The 21,885-nt window shown below is 74.8% G+C and carries 11 protein-coding genes; 6 read left to right on the forward strand and 5 right to left on the reverse strand.

Translation table 11 applies throughout. The features are described 5' to 3' along the window. The first annotated feature begins 173 nt into the window (after nucleotides 1-173). From AB0Q96_RS28445 to AB0Q96_RS28470, 6 genes are all read left to right on the forward strand, one after another. Nucleotides 174-2,837: a DUF6603 domain-containing protein gene (locus tag AB0Q96_RS28445; protein ID WP_365330333.1), complete on the forward strand. Its 2,664-nt coding sequence runs from the start codon at nucleotides 174-176 to the stop codon at nucleotides 2,835-2,837. Further along, nucleotides 2,834-6,397 (forward strand): hypothetical protein, encoded by a 3,564-nt coding sequence (locus AB0Q96_RS28450; RefSeq protein ID WP_365330335.1) that lies wholly within the window; start codon nucleotides 2,834-2,836, stop codon nucleotides 6,395-6,397. The genes AB0Q96_RS28445 and AB0Q96_RS28450 overlap by 4 nt, the downstream gene beginning before the upstream one ends. Before the next feature lie 12 nt (nucleotides 6,398-6,409). Next, the gene (locus AB0Q96_RS28455) at nucleotides 6,410-11,038 is read left to right on the forward strand and encodes a hypothetical protein (RefSeq protein WP_365330336.1); all 4,629 of its coding nucleotides are present in this window, start codon (nucleotides 6,410-6,412) and stop codon (nucleotides 11,036-11,038) included. Nucleotides 11,039-11,040: 2 nt separating this feature from the next. After that, nucleotides 11,041-12,765 (forward strand): hypothetical protein, encoded by a 1,725-nt coding sequence (locus AB0Q96_RS28460; protein WP_365330338.1) that lies wholly within the window; start codon nucleotides 11,041-11,043, stop codon nucleotides 12,763-12,765. Then, nucleotides 12,762-13,715, forward strand: coding sequence for a WD40 repeat domain-containing protein (locus AB0Q96_RS28465; RefSeq protein WP_365330340.1), 954 nt, complete (start codon nucleotides 12,762-12,764; stop codon nucleotides 13,713-13,715). The genes AB0Q96_RS28460 and AB0Q96_RS28465 overlap by 4 nt, the downstream gene beginning before the upstream one ends. Before the next feature lie 133 nt (nucleotides 13,716-13,848). Beyond that, complete coding sequence (locus AB0Q96_RS28470) at nucleotides 13,849-15,207, forward strand: Ig-like domain-containing protein (RefSeq protein WP_365330342.1); 1,359 nt, start codon at nucleotides 13,849-13,851, stop codon at nucleotides 15,205-15,207. A gap of 39 nt (nucleotides 15,208-15,246) precedes the next feature. On the opposite strand, the gene AB0Q96_RS28475 is transcribed toward AB0Q96_RS28470, so the two are convergent. The 5 genes from AB0Q96_RS28475 to AB0Q96_RS28495 form a co-directional block, all read right to left on the reverse strand. Beyond that, entirely contained in the window at nucleotides 15,247-16,467 is a 1,221-nt protein-coding gene (locus tag AB0Q96_RS28475; protein ID WP_365330344.1) for a neprosin family prolyl endopeptidase, read from the reverse strand. Between the two features lie 392 nt (nucleotides 16,468-16,859). Next, the gene (locus AB0Q96_RS28480) at nucleotides 16,860-17,780 is read right to left on the reverse strand and encodes a peptidoglycan-binding protein (RefSeq protein ID WP_365330346.1); all 921 of its coding nucleotides are present in this window, start codon (nucleotides 17,778-17,780) and stop codon (nucleotides 16,860-16,862) included. Nucleotides 17,781-17,811: 31 nt separating this feature from the next. Continuing rightward, the gene (locus tag AB0Q96_RS28485; RefSeq protein WP_365330348.1) at nucleotides 17,812-18,768 is read right to left on the reverse strand and encodes a penicillin-insensitive murein endopeptidase; all 957 of its coding nucleotides are present in this window, start codon (nucleotides 18,766-18,768) and stop codon (nucleotides 17,812-17,814) included. Between the two features lie 211 nt (nucleotides 18,769-18,979). Next, nucleotides 18,980-20,053: an N-acetylmuramoyl-L-alanine amidase gene (locus AB0Q96_RS28490; protein WP_365330350.1), complete on the reverse strand. Its 1,074-nt coding sequence runs from the start codon at nucleotides 20,051-20,053 to the stop codon at nucleotides 18,980-18,982. Between the two features lie 274 nt (nucleotides 20,054-20,327). Further along, on the reverse strand, nucleotides 20,328-21,599 hold the full coding sequence (locus AB0Q96_RS28495; RefSeq protein WP_365330351.1) for a DUF2690 domain-containing protein: 1,272 nt from the start codon (nucleotides 21,597-21,599) through the stop codon (nucleotides 20,328-20,330). Nucleotides 21,600-21,885 lie beyond the last annotated feature (286 nt).

Genomic DNA, 21,885 nt, shown 5'->3' on the forward strand with positions numbered 1-21,885 from the left:
CCGTACCGGACCGGCCGCACACCGCGGTTCACGGCGGTGTGCGGCCTCTCGCCCGGCGCTAGCGTCGGGGCGTTCCCGATCCCTATCCGCCCTGGTGGTGGTCCCCTCCGTGGACCGCGAGCGGAGAACGGCGCCGGTCAGTTGAACGCTCCCGACACCCCCACGGCCTCCTGATGCCGACTCCCCTGCAACAGCTGGCGGACGAGCTCCGCGCGGGGCTCGGCCCGGTCCTTCCCCGCCTGCCCGGTCTCGCCGACGCCGCCGCCAGGCCGCTCGTCGCGCAGGCCTTCGGCCTTCCGGGCTCCGCGCTCACGCCCGAGGCGCTGCTCGTACGCCTCGCGGTGCCGGGCGCCGCGCCGCGCGGGGACCTGTGGCCGGTCCTCGTCGACCTGCTGGGGACGGCGGTCCGCCAGGCGGCGCCGACGTGGTCGCTGACCGTCCCGGGCGTCCTCCAGGTCAGCCCCACGCTGGTGAAACCGCTCGCCACGCAGCTGCCCGAGACGATCGCCCTCTCCTTCGACCTGACCGGCGCCCTCCCCCTCGTACCCGGTCTCGCCGTACGCGACGGCCTCGGTCTGACCCTCTCCCTCTCGTCGACGGCGCCGGACGCCTCCACGCTCTCCTTCCGCGCCGACGGCGTCGAGTTCTCGCTGATCGACAGCGAACTGCTCAAGCTGCTCGTCCCCGGCGGTCTCCAGCTGAAGGGCAGCCTGGCGGCCGTGCTGGGCAAGGACGGGCTGCGCCTGGCCGGCGGCGGCCAGGGCAAGGGGGTCGCCCTTCCCCTGAGCAAGGCGCCGCCCGGGCTGCGCGCTCCCTCGCTGTACGTGTCCTCCCGCGATGGCGGGCTGCGGCTCGACGCCTCGTTCCGCGCCTCGCTGCTCGGCCTCGCGGACGCGGCGGTCGACGGCGCGGGGCTCGAAGTCCGCCCGACCGGCGGCGGTTACACGGCGACGCCCGTGGCCCCGAAGGGGGTCGGGCTCACGATCGCCGCCGGTCCCGCCCGGGGCGGCGGGTTCCTGGGCGAGCAGGACGGGCAGTACCGCGGCGCGCTCGCGCTCAGCCTGGGCGTCGTGGAGGTGCGCGCCTTCGGGATCCTGGACACCCGTCCGGTGTCGGTCCTGGTGTCGCTGAGCGCCGAGTTCACCCCGGCCATCGAGCTCGGTCTCGCCTTCACGCTGAACGCGGTGGGCGGGATCCTCGGCATCGGGCGCGCTCTCGACCGGGCGGGCCTCGCCGAGGTCGTCCAGGCCGGGCATCTCGACGACCTGCTCTTCCCGGCGGACGCCGCCGCGGCGGCGCCCCGGATCCTCGCCACCCTGGGCTCGGTGTTCCCGGCCCGGTCCGGGAGCACGATCGTGGGGCCGATGTTCCGGGTCGGCTGGGGCCGCCCGGTGTCCTTCCTCACGGCGGACGTCGGGGTGGTGCTCGAACTGCCCAGCGGCGTGGTGGGCATCCTCGGCCGGCTGCGGGTCGCGCTGCCCGCCCCCCAGGCTCCGGTGATCGATCTGCGGGCCTCGGTCGCGGGGGTCGTCGACGCCGCGAACGGCCTGGTCGAGATCACCGCCAACCTGGCCGGTTCCCGGCTGTTGACCGCCTCCATCGAGGGCGGGCTCGCGCTGCGGGCGAAGAGCGGCCAGGACGCGACGTTCATCCTCACCGCGGGCGGCTTCCACCCGAGGTTCACCCCGCCCGCGGGCTTCCCCACACCGAAGCGCCTGACGATCTCGATCGCGGACAGCCCGCTGCTGCGGATCGTGTTCACCGGCTACTTCGCCCTCACCCCCGGCACCGTCCAGGCGGGCGCGGAGCTCTCCGCGGTGATCGGGTCCCGCAGCACCGGGGTGTCCGGACGGCTCTCGTTCGACGCGCTGGTGCGCTGGGAGCCCAGCTTCGGAGTGCAGCTCGACCTGGGCGGCTCCTTCGCCCTGCGCTTCGCCGGCGAGACGCTGTGCTCGGTCGGGCTGCGGGTCCACGTGGACGGGCCGACGCCCTGCTGGCACGTCGCCGGCCGGGCCAGTGTGTCCTTCCTGTTCTTCGACGTCAGCTTCCCCTTCGACGAGCACTGGAACTGCACGGGCGCGGTCACGGCCCCACCTCCTCCGGACGTCTGCCGGCGTCTGGAACAGGCCCTGGACGATCCGCGCAGCTGGGAGCCGGTCCTGCCGGACGGGGCGCGCACCATGGTGTCGCTGCGCGCCGACGACGCGGCGGGCGGGCGCCTGCTGCACCCGCTGGGCCGGCTGCGGTTCAGCCAGCGCACGGTGCCGCTGGGCGTCAAGGTGGTCCGGTTCGGTCCTGGGCGGCTGCCCGCGCCGACCTCCTTCGACGTGAGCGTCGCGTTCTCGGGAGGCGCGGGGACCGCGGCGCCGGTCCAGGAGGACTTCGCGCGGGCCGACTTCTTCGATCTCACCGACGACCAGAAACTGACCCAGCCCGCCTTCGAGAAGCTGCGCTCGGGCAGTGAGCTGACCCCGCCGACGCCGACGGTGACCGCCCCCCGGTACACCGTGCCGGTGGAGTTCGAGACGAAGTGGCTCGGCGGCCCCGTCCCCACACCGGCGGCTCCCTGGCCGATCTCGGACCCGGCGCTGACGGCCGCGCTGCCCTTCGGGGCGGTGGGCCGCAGCCTCGTGCACGAGCTGCGCACCCGCTACGTGACCCCGCCGATCGCGCCGGTCGTGCACGCACGGGCGTACGCGATCGTGTTCGCCGGATCCCTCAAGGACGCCGGGTTCGCCCGGACCACCACGTTCACCGAAGCCACCGCCGCGCTGCGGACCGTATCGGGCCGGTCCGCGCTCCACCAGGTCGTGCCCGCCTACGAGGTGCTGCCATGACCGCGTACACCTTCGCGTCCTGGGACCGGGCCGGGGCCGCCGCCTCGCTGACCGACCCCGACGACCTGGTCCGCACCACGCCCGTCCGGGGCGCGCTCGCGGCGACCGCCTCGGTGAACGGGCGTCCCGGGCGCCCGGTTCCGGTGCCCGCGATGCAGGTGTACGGGCCGGGCGACGTGCGGGCGGTCGACCCGAAGGAGATCGTGCGGCTCTTCCCGCTGCCGGGCACCCCGGACGCGGAGACGACGCGGTTTCCGATGGTGGAGTTCGAACGGAGCGAACTGCCCTGGCTGTTCACGCCGCTGGCCCCCGGGCCAGCGGGTGAACTGCGCCCCTGGCTCGCCCTGGTCTGCGTGCCGTTCGCGGCGGGCCGGCCCCAGCGCCGGCCCGGCACGCCGCTGCCCGTGCTCGCCGTCCCGGGCGGCGAACTGCCCGATCCGGCCACGCTGCACCTGTGGGCGCACGCCCAGACCCTCCCGGGGTACGAGAGCGACCCCCGGCGGTCGGTCTCCCGCGTGCTCGCTCCCCGCCGGCTGCTGCCCCACACGGACTACACGGCCTGTCTGGTGCCCGCCTTCGAGGCGGGGCGGCTGGCCGGGCTGGGCCAGGACACCACGGGCGCGGGGCTCGCGCCCGCCTGGGTTCCCGGTGCGGACACGCGGGAGCTGCCGGTCTACTTCTCCTGGACGTTCTCCACCGGCGAGGGCGGCGACTTCGAATCGCTGGCGGACCGGCTGCGGGCCCGCCCGCTGCCCGCGCACGCCGGACGCAGGCCGCTCGACGTCGGCCGCCCCGGGCTGTTCGCCACCGGCCCGGGTCCGGTCGTCCAGGAGGTGGAGAGCGCCCTGCGCGCCCCCGGCGCCACGACGCGGGACCCCTGGCCCGTCGGCCCGCAGAGCGCGCGGTGGCAGGAGCGGCTGGCGGAGGCGCTGGTCCCGGTCGCGGACGGCCTCGGCGACGAGGACCCCGACGTCCTTCCCCCTCTCTACGGCGGCTTCCACGCCTTGCGGAAGCGGGCCGACCCGGCGTCGCCCGGCTGGCTCGACACGCTGAACCTCGACCCGCGGTGGCGGGTCGCGGCCGGTCTCGGCGCCCGGTCCGTGCAGGCCGAGCAGGAGCAGCTGATGGCGTCGGCGTGGCGGCAGCTCGCCGACGTGCGGGCGGCGAACCGGCTGCTCGACCTGGCGCGGTTCGCCCGGCTGGTCTCCGGCCGCCTGCATCTGCGGCATGTGCGGCCGCTCTCCGCCGACGAGGTGCTGCGGCTGGCCACCCCGGTGCAGAGCCGTCTCGCGCTGACGGCGGACGCCACCCTGTGGTCGTCGATCCGCACGAGTCTGCTGCCGAACGCCATGGCCACCACGGCCTTCCACCGGGCGGTGCGTCCGATGGGCGCCCTCAGCCGGCGGGTGGGGCTGATCGCCGGGCGGGCGGTGGACGCGCCCGAACCGCCGCCGTTCGCCTCGGTGCTGACCGGGGTCGCCGCCTCGCCCACCGGGCTCGCCGTGCCCCGGCGCGACCCGGACGGCGCGGTGGCCTTCGCCGTCGCTCCGGAGCGGGTCGTCGACGACACGGAGCGGCTGGCGGCCGTACGGAAGGTCTTCGCACCGCAGGACGGGGCGCCGGACGCCTGGCGGGCGGTGGCGGCCGAAGCGGCCGGGCGGGCCCTGCGGCGGCGCGTCACCACCGAGCAGCTCGCCGCCACCGAGCCGCTGCCCGCGGTCACGCTCAACCGCGCCTTCCGGCTCGCCGCGCTGCCCGAGGCCGCGGCCCCGGACGACTTCCTGGCGCGGACCAAGGTCACCCCGCACGGCGATCTGGTGTTCCCCGGCGGCCGGACCGGTCCCGGCGGGCTCGGGCTGTTCACCGAGGAGCCGGATCCCGGGCGGCCCCCGGGACGGTTCACCGGCTTCTGGACCGGGCCGTGGACCGGCCCGCCGGGCGACCCGGAGCCGGCGGGCGACTGGAAGGGCTCCTGCGACGGGACGTGGACGGCGGGCCGCGGCCTCTCGGGCCGCTGGAAGGGCGCCTTCTCGGGCCTGTGGAGCGACCTTCCGGGGCAGGACGGCGGGGACCCCACCTGGTTCGCGGTGTACACCGGCACCTGGGAGTCGGACGCGGAGCGCGGCACGTGGCGGGGGGTGTGCACCGGCACCTGGAACCCGGACAACATCACCTCCGACGGCGTGTTCACCGGGACCTGGCGGTCCGACTCCCGGCACGGCACGTTCCGCGGCGACTGCCCGGGCACCTGGGACTGGAACGAGGATCCCGCCGGCAGCGCCGGGGCCTGGTGGGCGGACTGCGGGGGCGTGCTCCTGCTGACGGGCGAGGGCCCGGGGCCTGAGCAGAAGCCGTGGGAGCCCGACGCCCTGCCGGGACTGGCCGACGGGTGGCAGCGGTCCGGAGGGCTCGGCCTCGGCCTGTTCACCCACCCGGGGCCGCTCACCCGGGAGAACGGTCTGCTGCCCGTCCCCACCGTGCTCGGCGCCGGCCCCGGGGACGTCAAGGACATGGTCGTCTCGGCCCACGACCGGGTCCTCCAGCCCTCCGACGCGCCCACGATCCCGCCCCGGGACGCCTTCCCGGCTCAGGACACGCAGCGGCGGATCGTGGATCTGACGGACCCGGCGGTCACCGTACCCGCGGTGGTGAAGGCGCTCGTCGAGGTCCCGGCGGGCGGCGCGCCCGACGTCCCGGTGCAGTGGGCCCCGGTCTTCCACGACGCCATGTGGCCCCCGCTGTCCGCACAGTCCAACGAGTGGCTGTTCGGCGGGCTCGACCACGTCCCGTCGGACACGGCGGTCCTCGCGCTGACCAACGCCCCCTTCGTCGCGGCCTACATGGTCGGCCTCAACCACGAGTTCGCCCGCGAACTGCGCTGGCGCGAGTACCCGACCGACCAGCGCGGCACGTACTTCGCGTCCTTCTGGGGGTACGGAACGGACCTGCCGGAGCTGCACACCTGGGCCCGCGAACTGCCCCTGGGCGCGCATCTGACCGCCCCGCCCGACCGGGTCGTCCTGGTGCTGCGCAGCGCACTGCTGCGCCGCTACCCCGGGTGCGTCATCTACGCCGCTCCCCTGCTCGGCACCGAACCCGACGACGCGCACGCCCAGTACCCGGTCTTCCGCGGCGGCCTGGATCCCGACACCGCCATGGTGGGCTTCGCCCTGACCGAGGCCCAGTTGCTGGCGTCGCCGTGGTGCTTCGTCATCGCGGAGCAGCCCACCGAGCCCCGGTTCGGTCTCGACGATCCGCCGGAGGCCGCGCTCACCGAGCCCCCGGCCCCCGGGCTGTGGGGCCGCGCCTACGCCCCGCCGCCCAACACCCCCAGCACGGCGGACGACTGGAACAACCTCGACTGGAGTCACCTCTTCGACTCCAAGGAGGCGTATCTGGCCTCGACCCACGCCCCGGGGAACCTGCGGCCCAACGTCGCCTACGGCGGGCTCGTCTGGGGCGCGAGCGCCGCGGGTACCGCCCGCCAGTGTTTCCAGCAGCCCGTCAGGGTCGTCCTGCCCGCCGCGCGACTCCTGGCCCCCGAGGCCCCTGCCCCCTGAGGAGAACGACAGATGACCGATCTCGGCGCGCTGCGCCGGGCCGTGGCCGAGGCCGAGGAACGCCGTTCCCTCCTCGGTGCCGAGGCCACCGCCACCGAACGGCGGTCGGCCTTCGCCCGCATCGAAGCGGCCCGGCGGGCTCTGCACGAGGAGGTGCGCGCGTTCTCCGAGAAGGGCTTCGGCTCCTTGCTGGCGGGGCTCGATCCCGAGGTACCGCTGATGCTGCTGCCCGTCCGTCTGGAGACCCGTCTGCGGACGGACGGGCCGGGCCCGGACGAACTGCTCGTACGGATCTTCCCCGACGACGTCCACACCGAGTCCCACGAGCCGCGTCCCACCGACGGCGAGGTCCAGCAGGCCCGCCGCTACTGGCGGACCGTGTGGCGGGCCGGGCGTGCCGACAACGCGGACGGGGACCGGGCGAGGCTGCTGCTCGCCGCCTGGGGCCAGCTGTGCGGCACGCTGGGCGCGCAGCGGGCGCGGATGCTCGTGCGCCTGCTGACCCCGGTGGCGGACACCCGGCCCGCGACGCCGCTGCCCGACGCCGACCCGTGGCCGGAGCCGACCTGGCCGGAGGTCCCGGTCCGGGGGCGCGGCTGGAACCGGGCGACGACCGCCTCGACACTCCCCGACCTGTTCCTCGTACGGGCCTACCAGGGCGGTCTGCTGGTGGGCGAACAGCCCGGCAAGCCGGTCCCCGACGTGGTGCAGCTGGGCCCCGACCCGGACGCCCGGCCGGCCTCGGGCGGGCCGCACATCGATCCCGGGCTGCGGTGGCTGACCGAGTACGGGGCGGCGGAGGACAGCGGGCTCGCCGTCACCGTCCGGCTCGACAAGGACGGCTACGACCGGGACCGCTCGCCGCTGCTGACCCGCGTGGTCGCGTTCGGCGTCCGCGGCTCCCTCGACGCCGAGGCGTCCGCCGCTCGGCTGGAGAAGCTGCTGTCGGGCCGCGACGGGGACGGCGAGGCCGCGTTCGTACCGCTGGGCACGCCGACCAACAACCGCCCGGACCACGAGGCCGCCCCGCCGCCGCCCCCGGACGTCGACCTCCTGCTGGGCGCGGCCGCCCCCGCCGAGCCGCCCGGGCCGTGGGCGAACTCCACCCGGGCCGCCGCCGCGTTCGGCGTCCCGGCGAAGACGCTGGCGGCCCTGCCCGGCGCCGACGAACCGGAGCAGGCCGACGCCCGCAACCTGCAACTGGCCCTGTGGAGCGCCACCGGGGACTTCTTCCTCGACGAGCTCCTGGAGAGCGACCGGGGAGGACAGGAGCTCGGCGTCGACCGGGCGTGGCTGCGCCGCCACTTCTTCGAACACGTACGGGCCCGTGGGCCGCTGCCGGTGCTGCGCGTCGGCAAGCAGCCCTACGGCGTGCTGCCGGTCACCGCCACCGCGCACTGGCGGCTCGATCCGCAGCACGAGCCGTCGGGCCTCACCGGACTCCACCGCGTCCTCGGCGTCGTACGCCCGTTCTGGGAGGCGGGCGCCGGCACGCTGCCCCGGGTCGGCGGCCCGGACCAGCCCGGCGATCCCCTCACGCTGGCCAAGCCCGAGCGGGACACCCTGCGCGCCCTGGGCATGGCCCCCGTGTCGCGGTCCCTGTCGGTCCGGCCCGTGCAAGCGGGGCTGAACGCCTGCTTCAAGGACCTCGGGCTGGGGCTCGGCGCCGGCTTCGGCACCACCTTGGGCTGTGTCTCCGGCACGCCGGAGGACCGGCAGTCGAGGGCCCTCGACGCGGCCCTCGGCATCCCCTACCGGCCGCGGATCAGCCACCACGTCAACGGCGTGGCGGGCCGGCTCTGGCTGCCGTACGTCCGGCGGACGGACCTGCCCGCGGGCGTCGACCCGGCGACGGCGCTGAGCGGCTTCCTCAACGAGGTCGTCGAGCGCTTCGAGCTGCCCCTGCTCACGGTCACCAAGGAGACCGCGCACACCGTCCTGGAGGCGCTGCTCCGGCATGCCGCCAACCTGGAGTACGGGCGGGCCGCCGCCGGCGCCAGGGAGCCGGAGGTCGTGGGGCCGCGGCTGCGGTTCGCCGACACCTGGCTGAATCCCGCCCACGCGGCGGGCACGATCGGTGCGGCCGGTCTGCTCGCCCGCGCCTTCACCCTCTCGTCGGTCATGGCGCTGCCCGCCGGCGGGTCCGCCGACCGGGCGACGACGGTGTTCCAGGCCGTCCTCGACTCCCGCGTGGCCCTGGCCGGACAGGTCGTCGAGGCCGCGCGGAGCCGCAACGGCGTGCTCCTCCTGCTGGGCACCGAACGGCCCTGGAGCGTGCGCCTCGCCGAGATCGACGCCGCCCTCCAGTACCTGGCCGGCCGGGTGAGCACCTGGAGCAGGCGGGGCGAGGACCCGTTCGCTCCGATGGAGCGGCTGCTCGGCGAATGCCTCGACCTCGTCTCCCACCGGCTCGACGCCTGGATCGGCTCGCTGGCCACGGCCCGGCTCCAGGCGCTGCGCTCCCCCGACCGCCGCCCGACGGGGATCCAGCTGGGCGCCTACGGGTGGGTGGAGAACCTGTCACCGCGCACCACCCCCCGCAGCGCGGGCTGGGTGCTCGCGCCGTCCCTCCCGCAGGCCGCCACCGCGGCGATCCTGCGCAGCGGCTGTCTGTCGCACCCCACCGATCCCGGCGCCTTCGCCGTCGACCTGTCCTCGCGGCGGATGCGGGTGGCCCTCGGCGTCCTCGACGGGGTCGCCCAGGGCCAGCCGCTCGGCGCCCTGCTCGGCTACCGGCTCGAACGACGCCTGCACGACGCGCGGGAACGGACCGACGCCCCCCTGGAACTGGACCGGTTCATCGCTCCGCTGCGCGCGAAGTGGTCGGTGCAGAACGCCCAGCACACGGGGGCGGGAGCGCAGGAGTTCATCGGCGCCCACGACGTGACGGACGGCGCACGGCTCGCCGAGGTGCCGGTGGACGACGTCGTCACCGTGCTGAAGACGACCTCGGGCGGGCCGCCGATGAACGCCAAGGAGGAGAAGGCCGTGCGCGAGCACCTGGGCGCGCTCCGCGAGGACCTCGACGGCGTCGCGGACCTGCTGCTCGCCGAGAGCGTCCACCAGCTCGCGCGGGGAAACCCCGACCGGGCGTCCGCCACGCTGGAGTCCCTCGCGGCGGGCGGGCAGCCGCCGCCGCGGCCCCAGGTCCTCGACACGCCGCGGCGGGGCGTCCCGGTGGGGCACCGCGTCCTGGTCGTCGTACCGGAGGGGGCGGCCCGCGCGACGGGCTGGGACAGCGGCCCCCAGACCGCCCGGCCCCGCGCGCTGGCCGAACCACGGCTGGACGTGTGGGCCGGGCACCAGCTGGGCGCCACCGGCCGGATCCGGCTGCGGGCGGCGTGGCTGCGGCCGGGCCAGGATCCCGGGGCCCCGGGGGCCACCGTCACCGAGCACGCCTGGCCGCTGGCCCGGTACTGCGCCCTGGACGTGGTGGCCCTGGCCGCCGCGGGCCGGCTGCGGGCGCTGCTCGCGCACGAACTCCTCGGGCAGCGCCCGTCGAACGTGCCCGCCGACGCGGTCCCCGTCCTGCGTCCCGGCCGGGCCCAGGACTGGGCCTCCTCGGTCCTGGACCTCGCGCAGGTCGAGGCGCTCGGTACGGCGGTCGCCCAGGTGATCGGCATCGGCCGGCCCGGCACCGCGGCCGATCTGGCCTCCGCCTACGACGTGCCGCAGGCGGCCCCAGCCCCGGACCCGGAGTTCGCGGCCCGCGCGCAGCAGGCGCGCACCGGCCTCCAGGCGGCCGTGGACGCCGCCGACCTGAACGCGCTCGCCGCCTACGGGGTGACGGGACCGCCGTCCGGGTCGGCCGGGGAGCCGGCCGAGCAGCTGGCCGCCGCCCTGCGCACGGCGCGGGAACGGCTCGAACTGGCGCGGCAGGAGTCGGAGCAGGGCGGGGCCGGGGCCGCCGCCTCGGTCCTGGAAGCGGTGTTCGGTCCCGGCTTCCGGGCCGTGGGCCTGTCGACGCCGCCGGATGCCGCGGCGCTGGACGCCTCCTTCGGCACCGGTCTGGACCGCGGCGGCGACGCCCGGCTCGTGCCGGGCGACTGGGTGGAGCGGATGGGCACGGTCCGGCCGGGCACCGGCGCCCTGGCGGATCTGCTGCTGCACGGCGAGGCCGCCGGGACGGGAGCCGGGTACGCGCTGCGGATCGGGCAGGTGCCGTTCACACCGAACGACCGCTGGGTGGGCGCCCTGCGCCGGCCCGAGGACGAGGAGCGGCCCGCAACCGGCCTGCTGGTGCACGGCCCCGACCGAGCGCCGGCGGCCGGGAGGTCCGCCGTGCTCGTGGTCGACGCGTGGTCGGAGCTGATCCCCGCTCAGCGGCACACGGCCGGCGTCACGTTCCACTACGACGCTCCCGGGGCACGCGCCCCGCAGGCCGTGCTGCTCGCCGTACCACCGGTGGTCGGCGCGCCCTGGACGCCGGACCTGCTGGACGCCACCGTCCAGGAAGCCTTCGACCTGGCGAGGCTGCGGCTCGTGGACCTGGACGCGCTGGGCTGGCTCGGGCGCTATCTGCCGGCCGCGTATCTGCCCGAGACCGCGATGGGGACGGCGCCCGGCGTGAACATCAAGGACCTGATGAAGCGGACCGATCTGAAAGCCGTCGTGGCCCAGCTGATCGAGAGGGAGTCCTGACGGTGTACGACCTCATGCACTTCGGCCAGTACCACCGTCTGGAGCCGGTGGTGCGGCCGAGCGGCACCGGCGGCCAGCTCGACGAGGCCCTCTCCGCGGGGGTGGCCGACCCGCTGTTCCTGCTGGCTCGGCAGTGGCAGCTGGCGGAGTTCGCGGGCGAGGACGGCGGTTCGCCCGTGTGGTGCCGGATCGGCACCGAGAGCACCCCGCTCGACGCCTTCCGCCCGTCGGTCGACGGGACGGGCGTCCCCCTGACGAAGGGGGTGCCGCTGGAGTACCTGGCGGAGGCCGGGGCCTCCGAGAGCGAGGCCGCGAAGGGGCTGCCGCTGCGGGACGCGGCCCGCGCCGGCCAGCGCTTCCTCGCCACCCTCCGCACCCAGGACCTGGCCGACTCCGTGCTCGACCGGATCGACGCGGCCGTACGGGACAAGGCGCCGCTGCCCGAACCCGCGACGCCGGAGAGCGATCCGCTGGCCCGCGACCCGGCCGGGCGTGCCCTGCGCGAGGTGCTCGCGGGGCGGACGCCCGACGGGGCGGCACTGGCCGGGCAGCTGGCCGGCGGCTGGCGGCCCCCGGAGCTCACCTCGGACCAGCGGGCCGCCTTCGACCGGGCGGCCGAGCTGTGGCTGGACTGGTTCGCGGAGCGCCACCGGCCGCCCGTGCCGTCGAGCTGGGCGCGGGAGCGTCTGGAGCACCGCTTCGCGGTGACGGCCGCGCCGGGCGGCCGGCCGGTGACCCTGACGGCCCCCGAGTACCCGGGCGGCGCCGCCGAGGCGTACCACTTCGACCTCGACACCGGAGGAACCCCCCTGCCCGCGCCGGCCGCCGGGGCGACCGCCGGCCTGCTGCCGACCCGGGTCACCTACCCGGGCATGCCGGCGGAACGCTGGTGGGAGTTCGAGGACACGACGGTCAACCTGCCCGCCGTCGGGGCGGGCGCGCCGGACCTCGCCCGGCTCCTCCTCGTCGAGTTCGCGAACATCTACGGCAACGACCACTGGATGATCCCGGTGGAACTGGACACGGGGGCACTGCACCGGATCGCCCTGCTGACGGTCGTGGACACCTTCGAGGAGACGACCGCGCTCGACCCGGTCTCGGACCCCCGCTGGTCGGTGTTCCGGCTGACCGACAGCCACGACGGCGCACCCGGGCCGCCGCTGCTCCCGCTGCTGCCGACCGCCTCGGCCCGGCTGGAGGGCGTCGCCGTCGAGGAGGTGCTCTTCGCCCGCGACGAGATGGCCAACCTCGGGTTCGCGATCGAACGGACCGTGCGGAGCGCCACCGGCAGGCCACGGGTACGGGGCGACGAACCGCCCGACGAGGACCCCCCGTTCCCGCCGCCGGCCGACCCGTCGGCGCTCTCGTACCGTCTGCTCACCCCGGTGCCGGCGCACTGGATCCCGCTGGTCCCGGTGCCGCTCGCGCAGGGCTCGGCCGCCGTGTGCCTGCGGCGCGGGCAGATCCCGCGGTTCGGGCCGACGGGCGACCGGCTCCCGCAGGTCAAGGCGGCGGGACGGATCCTGGAACCGGAGGTGAAACGGGTGTTCTTCCGCGACGAGGAGGTCCCCCGTTCGGGGGTGACCGTCAGCCGGGTCCCGGTGGTGGCCCGCGGGGCGGACGGCCGGGTGTACGAGTGGATCGGCCGGCGCGTCCGGGCCGGGCGGGGCGAGGCGTCCAGCGCCCTCGCGTTCGACGGGGCCGTACCGCCGAAGGAGCCGCGATGAGGGCCTACGGGTTCCTGTCGGTGATCGCCCTCGCCGCCGGGGACGCGGAGATCGTCGGGGTGGACATCAACGGACGGATGCTCCGCTGGGACCGGCTCACCGGGAACGTCCTCGGCGGCCCCTTCCAGCTCCACCTCCGCACCATCTGGGGGATGGTGCTCACCCCCGACGACCGGGAGGTCGTCACCGCGAGCAGCGACGGCACCGTGGGCCGTTGGGACCGCACGACCGGCCGGCCCCTGGGCGAGCGCTTCACCGCCCACGCGGCGCCCGTCCTGGCGCTGGCCCGCACCCGCGACGCCCGGGAGCTGATCACCGCCTCCCTGGACGGCACCGCACGCCGCTGGGAGCGGACGACGGGCACCCCGCTCGGCGCCCCGCTGCGCGGACACGTCCACGCGGTACGGGCGGTGGCCCTCACCCCCGAGGAGGACCGGATCGTCACCGCGGGGCAGGACGGGACGGTACGGCTCTGGGACCGGGAGTCGGGCGAGCCGGCCGGAACGCCGCTCGCCGGCCACACCGGACCGGTCCAGTCGCTCTCCGTCGGCCCCGACGGCCGGGAGCTGGCCTCCGGCGGACAGGACGGCACCGTCCGCCGCTGGGACCGCGGTTCCGGCCGGCCCGTCGGCGGCCCGCTCGTCACGGGCTCACCGGTGCGGGCGGTGCTCCTCACCGCCGACGGCGAGATCACCGCGGGCTGCGCCGACGGCACCCTGCACCACTGGGACCGGACGGGGCAGCGCGTCGGCTCCGTCATCCCGGCCCACCAGGCGGCGATCTGGAGCCTCACGGCCACCCGGGACGAGTCCGAGCTCCTGACGGCCGGGTACGACTCGCAGATCCTGCGGTGGCGGCACCTGACCGGAACACCCCTCACCCCCGCGCGCACCACGACCCGGATCGAGCTCGTACCGCGGCTGGAGATCCACGGCACGACACCCTTCTAACGCCCCGGCACGGCCCGTCGGCGCCCGTCGGCGCCCGTCGGCGCCCGTCGATGCCCGTCGATGCCCGTCACCTCCCGTTGTACCCGTCCGTCCCTCCGCCCTTCCGCCCCTCCGACCCCTTCCGGGAGAGCCGATGCCGGCCATCGCCATCGACACCTCGCAGTTGACGTTCCCCCTCGTGTCGGTCCCCGGGTCCGGACGGGGGTTCGTCGACGGGTCGGCCGACCCGCCGCCGGAGCTCCCTCTCCCCGCAGGCACGGGCTACCGCCTGGCACTCGCCGACGGCACGAGGTCCGGCCTCGCCTTCGACGTACGCGAAGACGGCACGCTCGACTTCGCCGCCGAGGACGACGCGTTCCTCGCCGGCCGCGGTGGCCGCCGCCTGACCGTGCGGGGGCTGCCCGTCACCGTGGACGCCCGGGCCCTGGCCCTGCCCCTCGCCCTCGATCTGCCGGGGGCCGCGCCCCTGTCGGGCGACCGGGTCCACACGCTGTGGCTGCTGCCCTCGGCCGGGTACCGCCTGCGGGTGGAGGCGGGTACCGCCGACGGCGGACTCGGCTTCTCCGTCTCGCGCGACGGCACCGTCCGGCTCGACCGTGAGTCGGCGGCGGGCGGCTGCGGGGTGGCGGTGGGGAACGCGCTCACGGTCCACGGGCGCACGATCACCGTCGACGGGCGGGCGCTCTCCCACGGCCTGCTGCCGGTCGGCGTGCCGGACACCGGCGGGGGCAGCTACCTGCCCCGCGACCGGGTGCACCGGCTCACACTGCTGCCCGCCACCGGGTACGGGTTCCACGCGGGGCCCGGGCTGACCGCCGACTTCGCGTACACCGTCCGCCCGGACGGGACGGTCGACTACGAGGAGTCCTGCGACGCCTTCCTGTCGGGGCGCGGCACGGACCGGCTCGTCGTGGGCGGGTTCGCGGTGGCGCTGTCGGCGGCCCGCGCGGACAGCGATCTCGTCGGCGTCACCGCGCTGGACGGCACGCCCCGGACCCCGCGCGAGCTGGCCGCGGTCCTCGCTCCCGCCGACGGGTACCGGCCCCGGACCGCGCACGGCCTGTGCGGCGGGTTCCGGATCGGGCGCGACGGAGGGATCGCCTTCGACCCGGCGGGCGCCCGCTCCTTCGTCCTCCGCCCGGCGGGTTCAGAGCCGTACGGGACGGGGGCGGACGTGGTGGGGACGGACGTGGTGGGGGCGGACGTAGCCGCTACGGAGGCGTACGCGGTGGTGGGCCAGGTGCCGCTGACGGTGCGGATCGCGCCGGCCGTCGCGGGCGGGCCTCCGCCGCGGGGCGGCGTGACCTTCTCCGTGGCCGGGCGCGTCCTCGCCTCCGGACGCCTGGACGAGGTGGGACTCGCGACCTTGTGCTTCCCGGACCGACTGACGGGCGATCACGAGCTCGTCGTCGCGTACGAGGGGGACGAGGAGCACGCTCCGTGCACCGCGACGGTCCTCCTCCGGGGCGACCGGCCCTCGCACGCCGACTGACGCGAGGACCGGCGGGCCGCGGGACGACGGGCGGTCCTGTCACTCGACGCCGCCCGGTCCTCCCCAGTAGAAGTTCGATCCCCAGGTCGTCGCTCCGCTGAAGTCGACGGAGATGTCATAGGCGTTGGGGTTGGTCACGTGGGTGAAGCCGGCGAACGGCGTCATCGTCCCCGCCGCGTCGGACTGGTAGGCCAGGTTGCGCATGTAGGCCGCGCGGGTCCAGCCCTCGAAGGGGAAGTGGCCGCTGCCCATCTGGGTCCAGGTGGGCTCGGGGTGGAAGGCGACGTCGTCGATGATCTCGCCGCCCCAGTCCACGATCGCCGCCTGGTCCTGGAGGCCCGCGGCGTTGAACAGGCTGGTGGGGTAGCCGCCCAACCACTCGTTGCCCACGCGGATCCACCACTTGCCCGAGTACAGCATGACCTTCACGGCCAGTTCGTACTGGGCACCGCCGTAGACGCTCTCCGCCATCCGGACGCCCGGGTAGACCGTGCTCGACAGTTGCTCCCAACCTCTGACCTCGTTGTTGTAGCCGCCGATGAAGTCCCCGTACAGCTTGTAGTTCTTGGTGGTGAAGAAGATGAACAGGTGCGGGTACCAGTCGCCGTACTTGTCGTAGTAGACCTGCGAGCCGACCTCTACGGTCTGCAGATCGAATCCGGCGCCCGAGCCCCGCGTCTCCCACAGCTGGCCCAGGGAGAACTCGTTCGACCACTGGACGTAGGGGCGCCAGGTGTTGATGAACCCCTCGGTGCCGAAGTTCGTGACGAACTGGAGGGCGTGGGCGTACTTGTGCACCGGTTCCGCGGCCGCCCTGGGCGAGAGGAGGCCGGAGTCGTCGGGCGGTGTCAGCCGCTTCGCCCGGCCGCTCTTCGACAGGTAGTCCTGCAAGGTGCCGGTCGGGGTGATCCGGTCCAGCGGCTTGCGCAGCATCGGAACGGTGCCGGGCGGGCCCGACTCGGCATCGGGCTCGGCCAGTTCGAAGGGCTGGGGCCGCGTGGGCCGGTCGGGGTCGTAGGGCGGCTCCGGCGCCTCGATGTCGGGGGGCTCGTCCGGATACTCGACGGGGACCCAGTCGAGTTCGTCGCCGGAGCGCGTCGTGGTGCGGGTGATGACGTTGCGCTGCGCGTACTGGTCCTTGAAGTACTGCCGGATCTCGTCGAGCCGGTCGGCCGCCGCGCGGTCCACCTCACGGCCCGACCGCACGCGTGGCGGCGGGTCGGGAACGTCGGGGTTGCGTTGGATCCTGCCCGATTCCATCGTTCTCTCCCTCGTGTCGCGGAGATGACCTCATGGTCGCGGAGAGAGCCTCGGATCGCGGAGCCGGCCGAGGCCCGTACGTCCGGAGGTTGATGGCCCGGCACCCTGCGCGGACGGGCCCGGCTCACGCCGACGGCGGCCCTGCGGCAGGGCGACGGTGTCGGTGCGGTGCGACGGGAGGAATCGGTGCGGGGAGCCGGCCGTCAGCGGCGGACCCTTCCTTCTGCCCCCTCTTCACCGTACGCGCGAATCGGGCCACCGGCATCGTGAAGACCACGGTCCTTGTTCCCGGAGGTACCTTCCCGTCCTGTCGGCCAGGTCGACGAACGGCCGACGCCCGTGGTGGTGGGCGTCGGCCGTGTCGTGCACGTGGAGGGGGGTGGGCCGGGTGGCTACTGCCAGGCGCAGTGGACGTGGTTGCCCTCGTCGAGCGCCTCCGTGGCGCCGTACGCGCGGCAGGCGCTGACGAAGGTGGCGTTGCTGACGGACATGTTGTCCGCGTCGAACGCGATGCCCCTGTAGTGGTTGGAGTTGGACGAGTGGTCACCGCCGGCGATCTCGGTGACCAGGAAGGTGTAGCCCCGCTCCGTGGCCAGCTTCAGCATGCCGTTGAGCATGGCCGTGGAGAGCCAGACCTCGCGCTCGCCGACGTCGCTGTAGTTGCTGGTCTCGGCGGTGGTGCCGTTCTTGGTGTCGGTGATGTTCGCCTGGGCCGTGGAGTCGTTGTCGACGACGCCGCTGACGTGGTACGTCAGCAGCGAGATCCGGGAGTTGGCGTCGATGGACGCGGCGAGCTGGGCGCGGCTGGTGCCGCCTCCGCCGCTGCCGGAGCCGCCGACCAGGGCGTTCCAGGTGTTGGCGCCGATGATGCCGTCGGGAGTGAGACCGTGCTTGGACTGGAAGTCCTTGGCGGCGTTGGTCGACGCGGTGCCGAAGTCACCGTCGACGGCGAGCCCGTATCCGTACCGGTTCAGCTGGGTCTGGGCCGCCTTGGCCGCGCTGCCGGTGCTGCCGCTCCGTACCGTGTCGACCAGCTTGGGCCAGGTCAGCGGGCCCACCGAGCCGTCGGCCGTGAGGCCGTTGGCGGTCTGGAAGGACGTGACCTTGGACTCGGTGGCGGGTCCGAACTGCCCGTCGGCGGTCACGGCGTGCCCCCGGTGGGTGAGCAGGTGCTGGACCGTGGTGACCTGCGGTCCGCTGTCGCCGTTGGCGATGACGGGCCAGGTGGCGGCCGACGCGGTGCCCGGACCGAGCAGGACGGCCACCATCGCGGCGAGGACCGCGGCGATCAGCGCCGGGAGGGTTCTGCGCATTTCTCTCCTTCGCGTGCTGCGCCGACCTGCGTCAGCGGTAGCGGATGTGCAGGTGGTTGTCGTGGTTGGGGTACTGCGTGGTCAGGCCCTCGGCGATGAGCGTCGGGTCGTTGAAGTAGACCAGCTCGACGTGCCCGGGGGCCGCCGCGCGGATCGCCTGCACGAGCCGGCGGGTCGCCGCCCGGTCGTAGGTCCCGGACTGCCAGGTGATCCGGCCGGCGGTGCACTGGGCCGAGTCGGTGCGGATCGGCCAGATGTCGATGTCGAGCCCGACCTCGTGGCTGGCGTGGCCGGGGATGTCGCCGCCGTGCTCGAACCCGGCGTCACCCATCGGCACCCTGCCCTGGCCGGTCGAGGCGAAGGAGGACGCGGCGGATTCGAGCTGGGCGACGGCCGCGGCGGTGGCCCAGTTCGCGGAGGCGTTGCCGTCCGGGTTCTGGTCGCAGAGGGTGGACGCGAAGGTGACGAGCTCGTAGTGCCAGACGAGATTGCGCCAGGTGTCGGGTCCGACGACGCCGTCCGCGGAGAGACCGGCGTGGCTCTGGAAGGTCTTCACCGCCGTGACGGTGGCGGGCCCGAAGTCGCCGTCGACGGTGAGCCCCGCCGCGCGCTTGGCGTTGAGCAGGTACTGCACGGCCTTCACGGCGGACCCGTTGTCGCCCTGGCGCACCGTGACGACCAGCCGCCCCCAGGTGTCGGGTCCGACGACGCCGTCCGCGGGGAGACCCGCGGCGCTCTGGAACGCTCGGACGGCGGACGCCGTGCCGGAGCCGAAGACCCCGTCGGTGGCCACGCTGTGGCCGCGCGCGCCCAGCAGGTGCTGGATGGCGACGACGTCGCTGCCCCGGTTGCCCGAGCTCTGCAGGTGGAAGACGGCGCCGGAGAACGCCTGGGCCGGCGCACCGGCCTGGACGAACAGGGCCAGGATCATGGCAAGGAACAGGGCGGTCCGGGAGCTCTGCCTCCGCAGACCGGATGATCGGAACATGGCGCGATCCCTCTCGTGACGGAAAGCATGGAAAGTTTTCACAGGGGCGTCCGCCGCACCGCGAGGAGCTCCTCCCGACGCGTCGTCCGAAAAACCGTTCGGCGGGTGATGTGCACGGGTTGCCGTACGTCCTCCAGCGGGGCCGTGCACGTGGCGTACGCGGCTCCGAGGGCGCGGGGACGGGCGCTCCGTACGCGAGGACGACGGGGGTTCAGGCGAGGAGACGGCTCCAGGTGCGGGCGTCCGCGACGCCGTCGACGGGCAGGGCCACGGAGGTCTGGAAGGTCCGGACGCCCGCTTCGGTGCCGGATCCGAAGCTCCCGTCGACGACGAGGACCTGACCGTGCGCGTTGAGCTGACTCTGCAAGGCCCTCACCGGGTCGCCCTGCGCGCCGTTGGCGAGCGGGGTGGCGAGCTGGTGCCAGGTCTGGTTGCCGGCGACACCGTCGACCGAGGCCCTGTTGGTGGTCTGGAAGGCGCGTACGGCGTTCTCGGTGGCCGACCCGTAGGACCCGTCGACCGCGAGCGTCGCGCCACGGGAGCCGAGCAGGTACTGGAGCGACGTCACCCGCTCCCCCGTGTCACCGGGACGTGCCGTCGTCCAGCCGCTCCACGACGGGCTGCCGCCGATGCTGGCGGCGACGTCCGCCCTGAGCTGCGGCAGCATCGCGTAGAGCCGGTCGCCGGGGCAGTCGGTGGTGTTGAAGTCCCGGTGCCCGAAGATCTGGTAGGCGCGCAGCCCGTACTGTGCGCAGATGTACGCGCACAGGTCGACCAGCTTCGCGTACGCGGCCGACAGCGGCTCGACCGTGTTGTAGGTGCCCTCGTTCTCGATGCCGACGGCGACGGTGTTCTGGCCCGTGCAGTGCGCGGACTCGACCTGCTGCGTACCGCCGCCCAAGGCGGCCACGCTGGAGTGCCGGCCCTCCGTGATCCACCCGCCGCGGCTGACGGTGAAGTGCTGCCCCGAGTCGATCCAGCCGTTCTCGTCCATGTGGCTGTTCTGGATCGACCGGGACAGCGCGAACGCGTGCGCCTGGGAGAAGTCGCCGCTGTTGGGGGTTGCGGTGTGATGGACGATGATCTTCTGGGGGGCGGTGGTCAGCAGCTTGACCGGGGCGCTCGACGCCCGGGCGCCCCAGGCCGCGCACCCGGAGATCACGGGCCCGGCGGCGGCCCGCGCGGTTCCGGGGAGCCCGACCCCCAGCACGGCCCCCGCGCCGAGGGCCAAGGCTCCGGACAGCACCGCACGCCGTCGCGGATACGACGAGGGCAGGTCGCTCATCTCACTCCCAGGTGTTCGGCGGGGCCGCCCGCACGACGTGGAGCGGCGACCGCATGCTACGAGCAACAGGCCCGTCCCATCGGAGGGTCGCGCGGCTCAGGGTCGGAGGAGCGCGCATCTCGGGACGGTGCGGGCGCAGGTCGGGACGCGGGGGGCGAATGTCGGGACGGACGTGGCGCATATCGGGGCGGGGGCGCGTGTCGGGGCGCGTGTCGGGGCGCGTGTCGGGGCGCGTGTCGGGGGCGCGTGTCGGGGCGAGGTCGGGGGCGGTCCGTCAGGGCTGCGGGGTGGCCTGTGCGGGGTCGCACTCCTGCTCCTTGGCCTGGGGGATCACCCCGCAGAGGGAGATCGTCGACAGCGGGTATTCGGCCACGGAGAGCATGCGGGTGTACGTGTCACGGTCGACCCGGATGGTGGACTCCTCCGTGCGGCTGCCCCGGTCGGTGATGATCACACCGTCGCCGATCGCCCCGTTCTCCAGACGGCCCCAGACCGCCTTGCAGGCGGGGCTGTGCCGGAGCTGGATCCGCAGGCCGCGCAGGTACAACAGGCGGACGGTTTCCGCGTCCCACTGGCAGTTCATGGTCTGCGGCTCGCGGCCGAGGCAGCTCTCGCCGGAGCAGCCCGGTCCGGGATGGTCGGACGCGGCCGAGGGGGCACGCTCGGACGCGCCCTGCGCCGCCACGCCCGAAGCCCACGCACTCGACGTCGGCTTCCCGGCCTCTTCTGCCGGGCCGCCCGTCGGGGTGGTCACGCCGAGGACGGCGAAGACGATCAGGGCCCCGAGTACCGCGCCGATCGCCATGTGGACGAGCATCCGCGCACGCCCGTGCGGGGAGTCCGGCCACAGCGGCGACGCGGGGTCGCCGGGCCGGGGTCGACGTACGCGCCGAGGTACGGGCAGGGCCTGAGCGTGGGCTCCCTCGCGGGCTTCCGCATGCCGTTCGGGTCCGGCCTGGCGTTCGGGTCCGGCCTGGCCTTCGGGCCCGCCCTGGCCTTCGGGTCCGGCCTGCCATTCGGGCCCGCCCTGCCGTTCAGGCTCGCCCTGGCCTTCGGGTCCGGCCTGGCCTTCGGGTCCGGCCTGGCCTTCGGGTCCGGCCTGGCCTTCGGGTCCGGCCTGGCCTTCGGCCTCGCCCTGTCGTTCGGCCTGGCTCTGCCGTTCGGGTCCGGCGGGCGCGTGGACTCGGGCGGCCGGCTCCTCGGGGCCGTGGTCGGGCGCGGATCCGCCCGCGTTCGCCCGCCCGCGTGAGCGTCGGCTCCCGCGTGCCAGCTCCTCGGCGCGCTCCCAGAGCCCGATCAGCTCGTCGGGCTCCTCCCCCACGACATCCGCGAGTTGCTGGATCGCGGCGCGGCTCGGCCACTGCTTCCCGTTGAGGAAGCGCTCCCAGGACGAGCGGCTGTAGTGCGTCTTCTCGGCGAGCCGGCCGTAGCTGAGCTCGTACTCCTCCTTGATGCGGCGCATCCCGGCCACGACCCGTTCACGGACGGCCCTGAGCTCGGCGTCCCGCCCCTGCTCGTCCCGGGCCTGCTTCACGACAGCAGTCATTCGAAGCACCTCCCCGTCATGAACCTCCCTTGCCAGCAAGGGAGTTCACCGACAACTTCCCGCTACCCGTCGGGCAGGACTTTGTCACACCAGCACACCGGAGACACAGCGGACCCCGACCCCTCGAAGTCCCACGCCACTGACGTACGCCCCATCCGCCACCACCGCGCGAACCCGTCCCACGCCTCCCCCTCCCACCCCCACCGAGCATCCCGCGTGTCCCGCCCCCATCCCGTATCGCTCCCAGGGGGCTCCGGACCAACCACCCCGCCAGCACCATGGCTTC

It is taken from the genome of Streptomyces sp. NPDC093111, assembly GCF_040683955.1.
Classification (GTDB): Bacteria; Actinomycetota; Actinomycetes; order Streptomycetales; family Streptomycetaceae; genus Streptomyces.

Bases quoted from the DNA above. Each gene is read 5' to 3' on its own strand.
- AB0Q96_RS28455 (WP_365330336.1), top strand. From the start codon at position 6,410: ATGACCGATCTCGGCGCGCTGCGCCGGGCCGTGGCCGAGGCCGAGGAA.
- AB0Q96_RS28490 (WP_365330350.1), bottom strand. From the start codon at position 20,053: ATGAGCGACCTGCCCTCGTCGTATCCGCGACGGCGTGCGGTGCTGTCC.
- AB0Q96_RS28445 (WP_365330333.1), top strand. From the start codon at position 174: ATGCCGACTCCCCTGCAACAGCTGGCGGACGAGCTCCGCGCGGGGCTC.
- AB0Q96_RS28450 (WP_365330335.1), top strand. From the start codon at position 2,834: ATGACCGCGTACACCTTCGCGTCCTGGGACCGGGCCGGGGCCGCCGCC.
- AB0Q96_RS28495 (WP_365330351.1), bottom strand. From the start codon at position 21,599: ATGACTGCTGTCGTGAAGCAGGCCCGGGACGAGCAGGGGCGGGACGCC.
- AB0Q96_RS28470 (WP_365330342.1), top strand. From the start codon at position 13,849: ATGCCGGCCATCGCCATCGACACCTCGCAGTTGACGTTCCCCCTCGTG.
- AB0Q96_RS28485 (WP_365330348.1), bottom strand. From the start codon at position 18,768: ATGTTCCGATCATCCGGTCTGCGGAGGCAGAGCTCCCGGACCGCCCTG.
- AB0Q96_RS28465 (WP_365330340.1), top strand. From the start codon at position 12,762: ATGAGGGCCTACGGGTTCCTGTCGGTGATCGCCCTCGCCGCCGGGGAC.
- AB0Q96_RS28480 (WP_365330346.1), bottom strand. From the start codon at position 17,780: ATGCGCAGAACCCTCCCGGCGCTGATCGCCGCGGTCCTCGCCGCGATG.
- AB0Q96_RS28475 (WP_365330344.1), bottom strand. From the start codon at position 16,467: ATGGAATCGGGCAGGATCCAACGCAACCCCGACGTTCCCGACCCGCCG.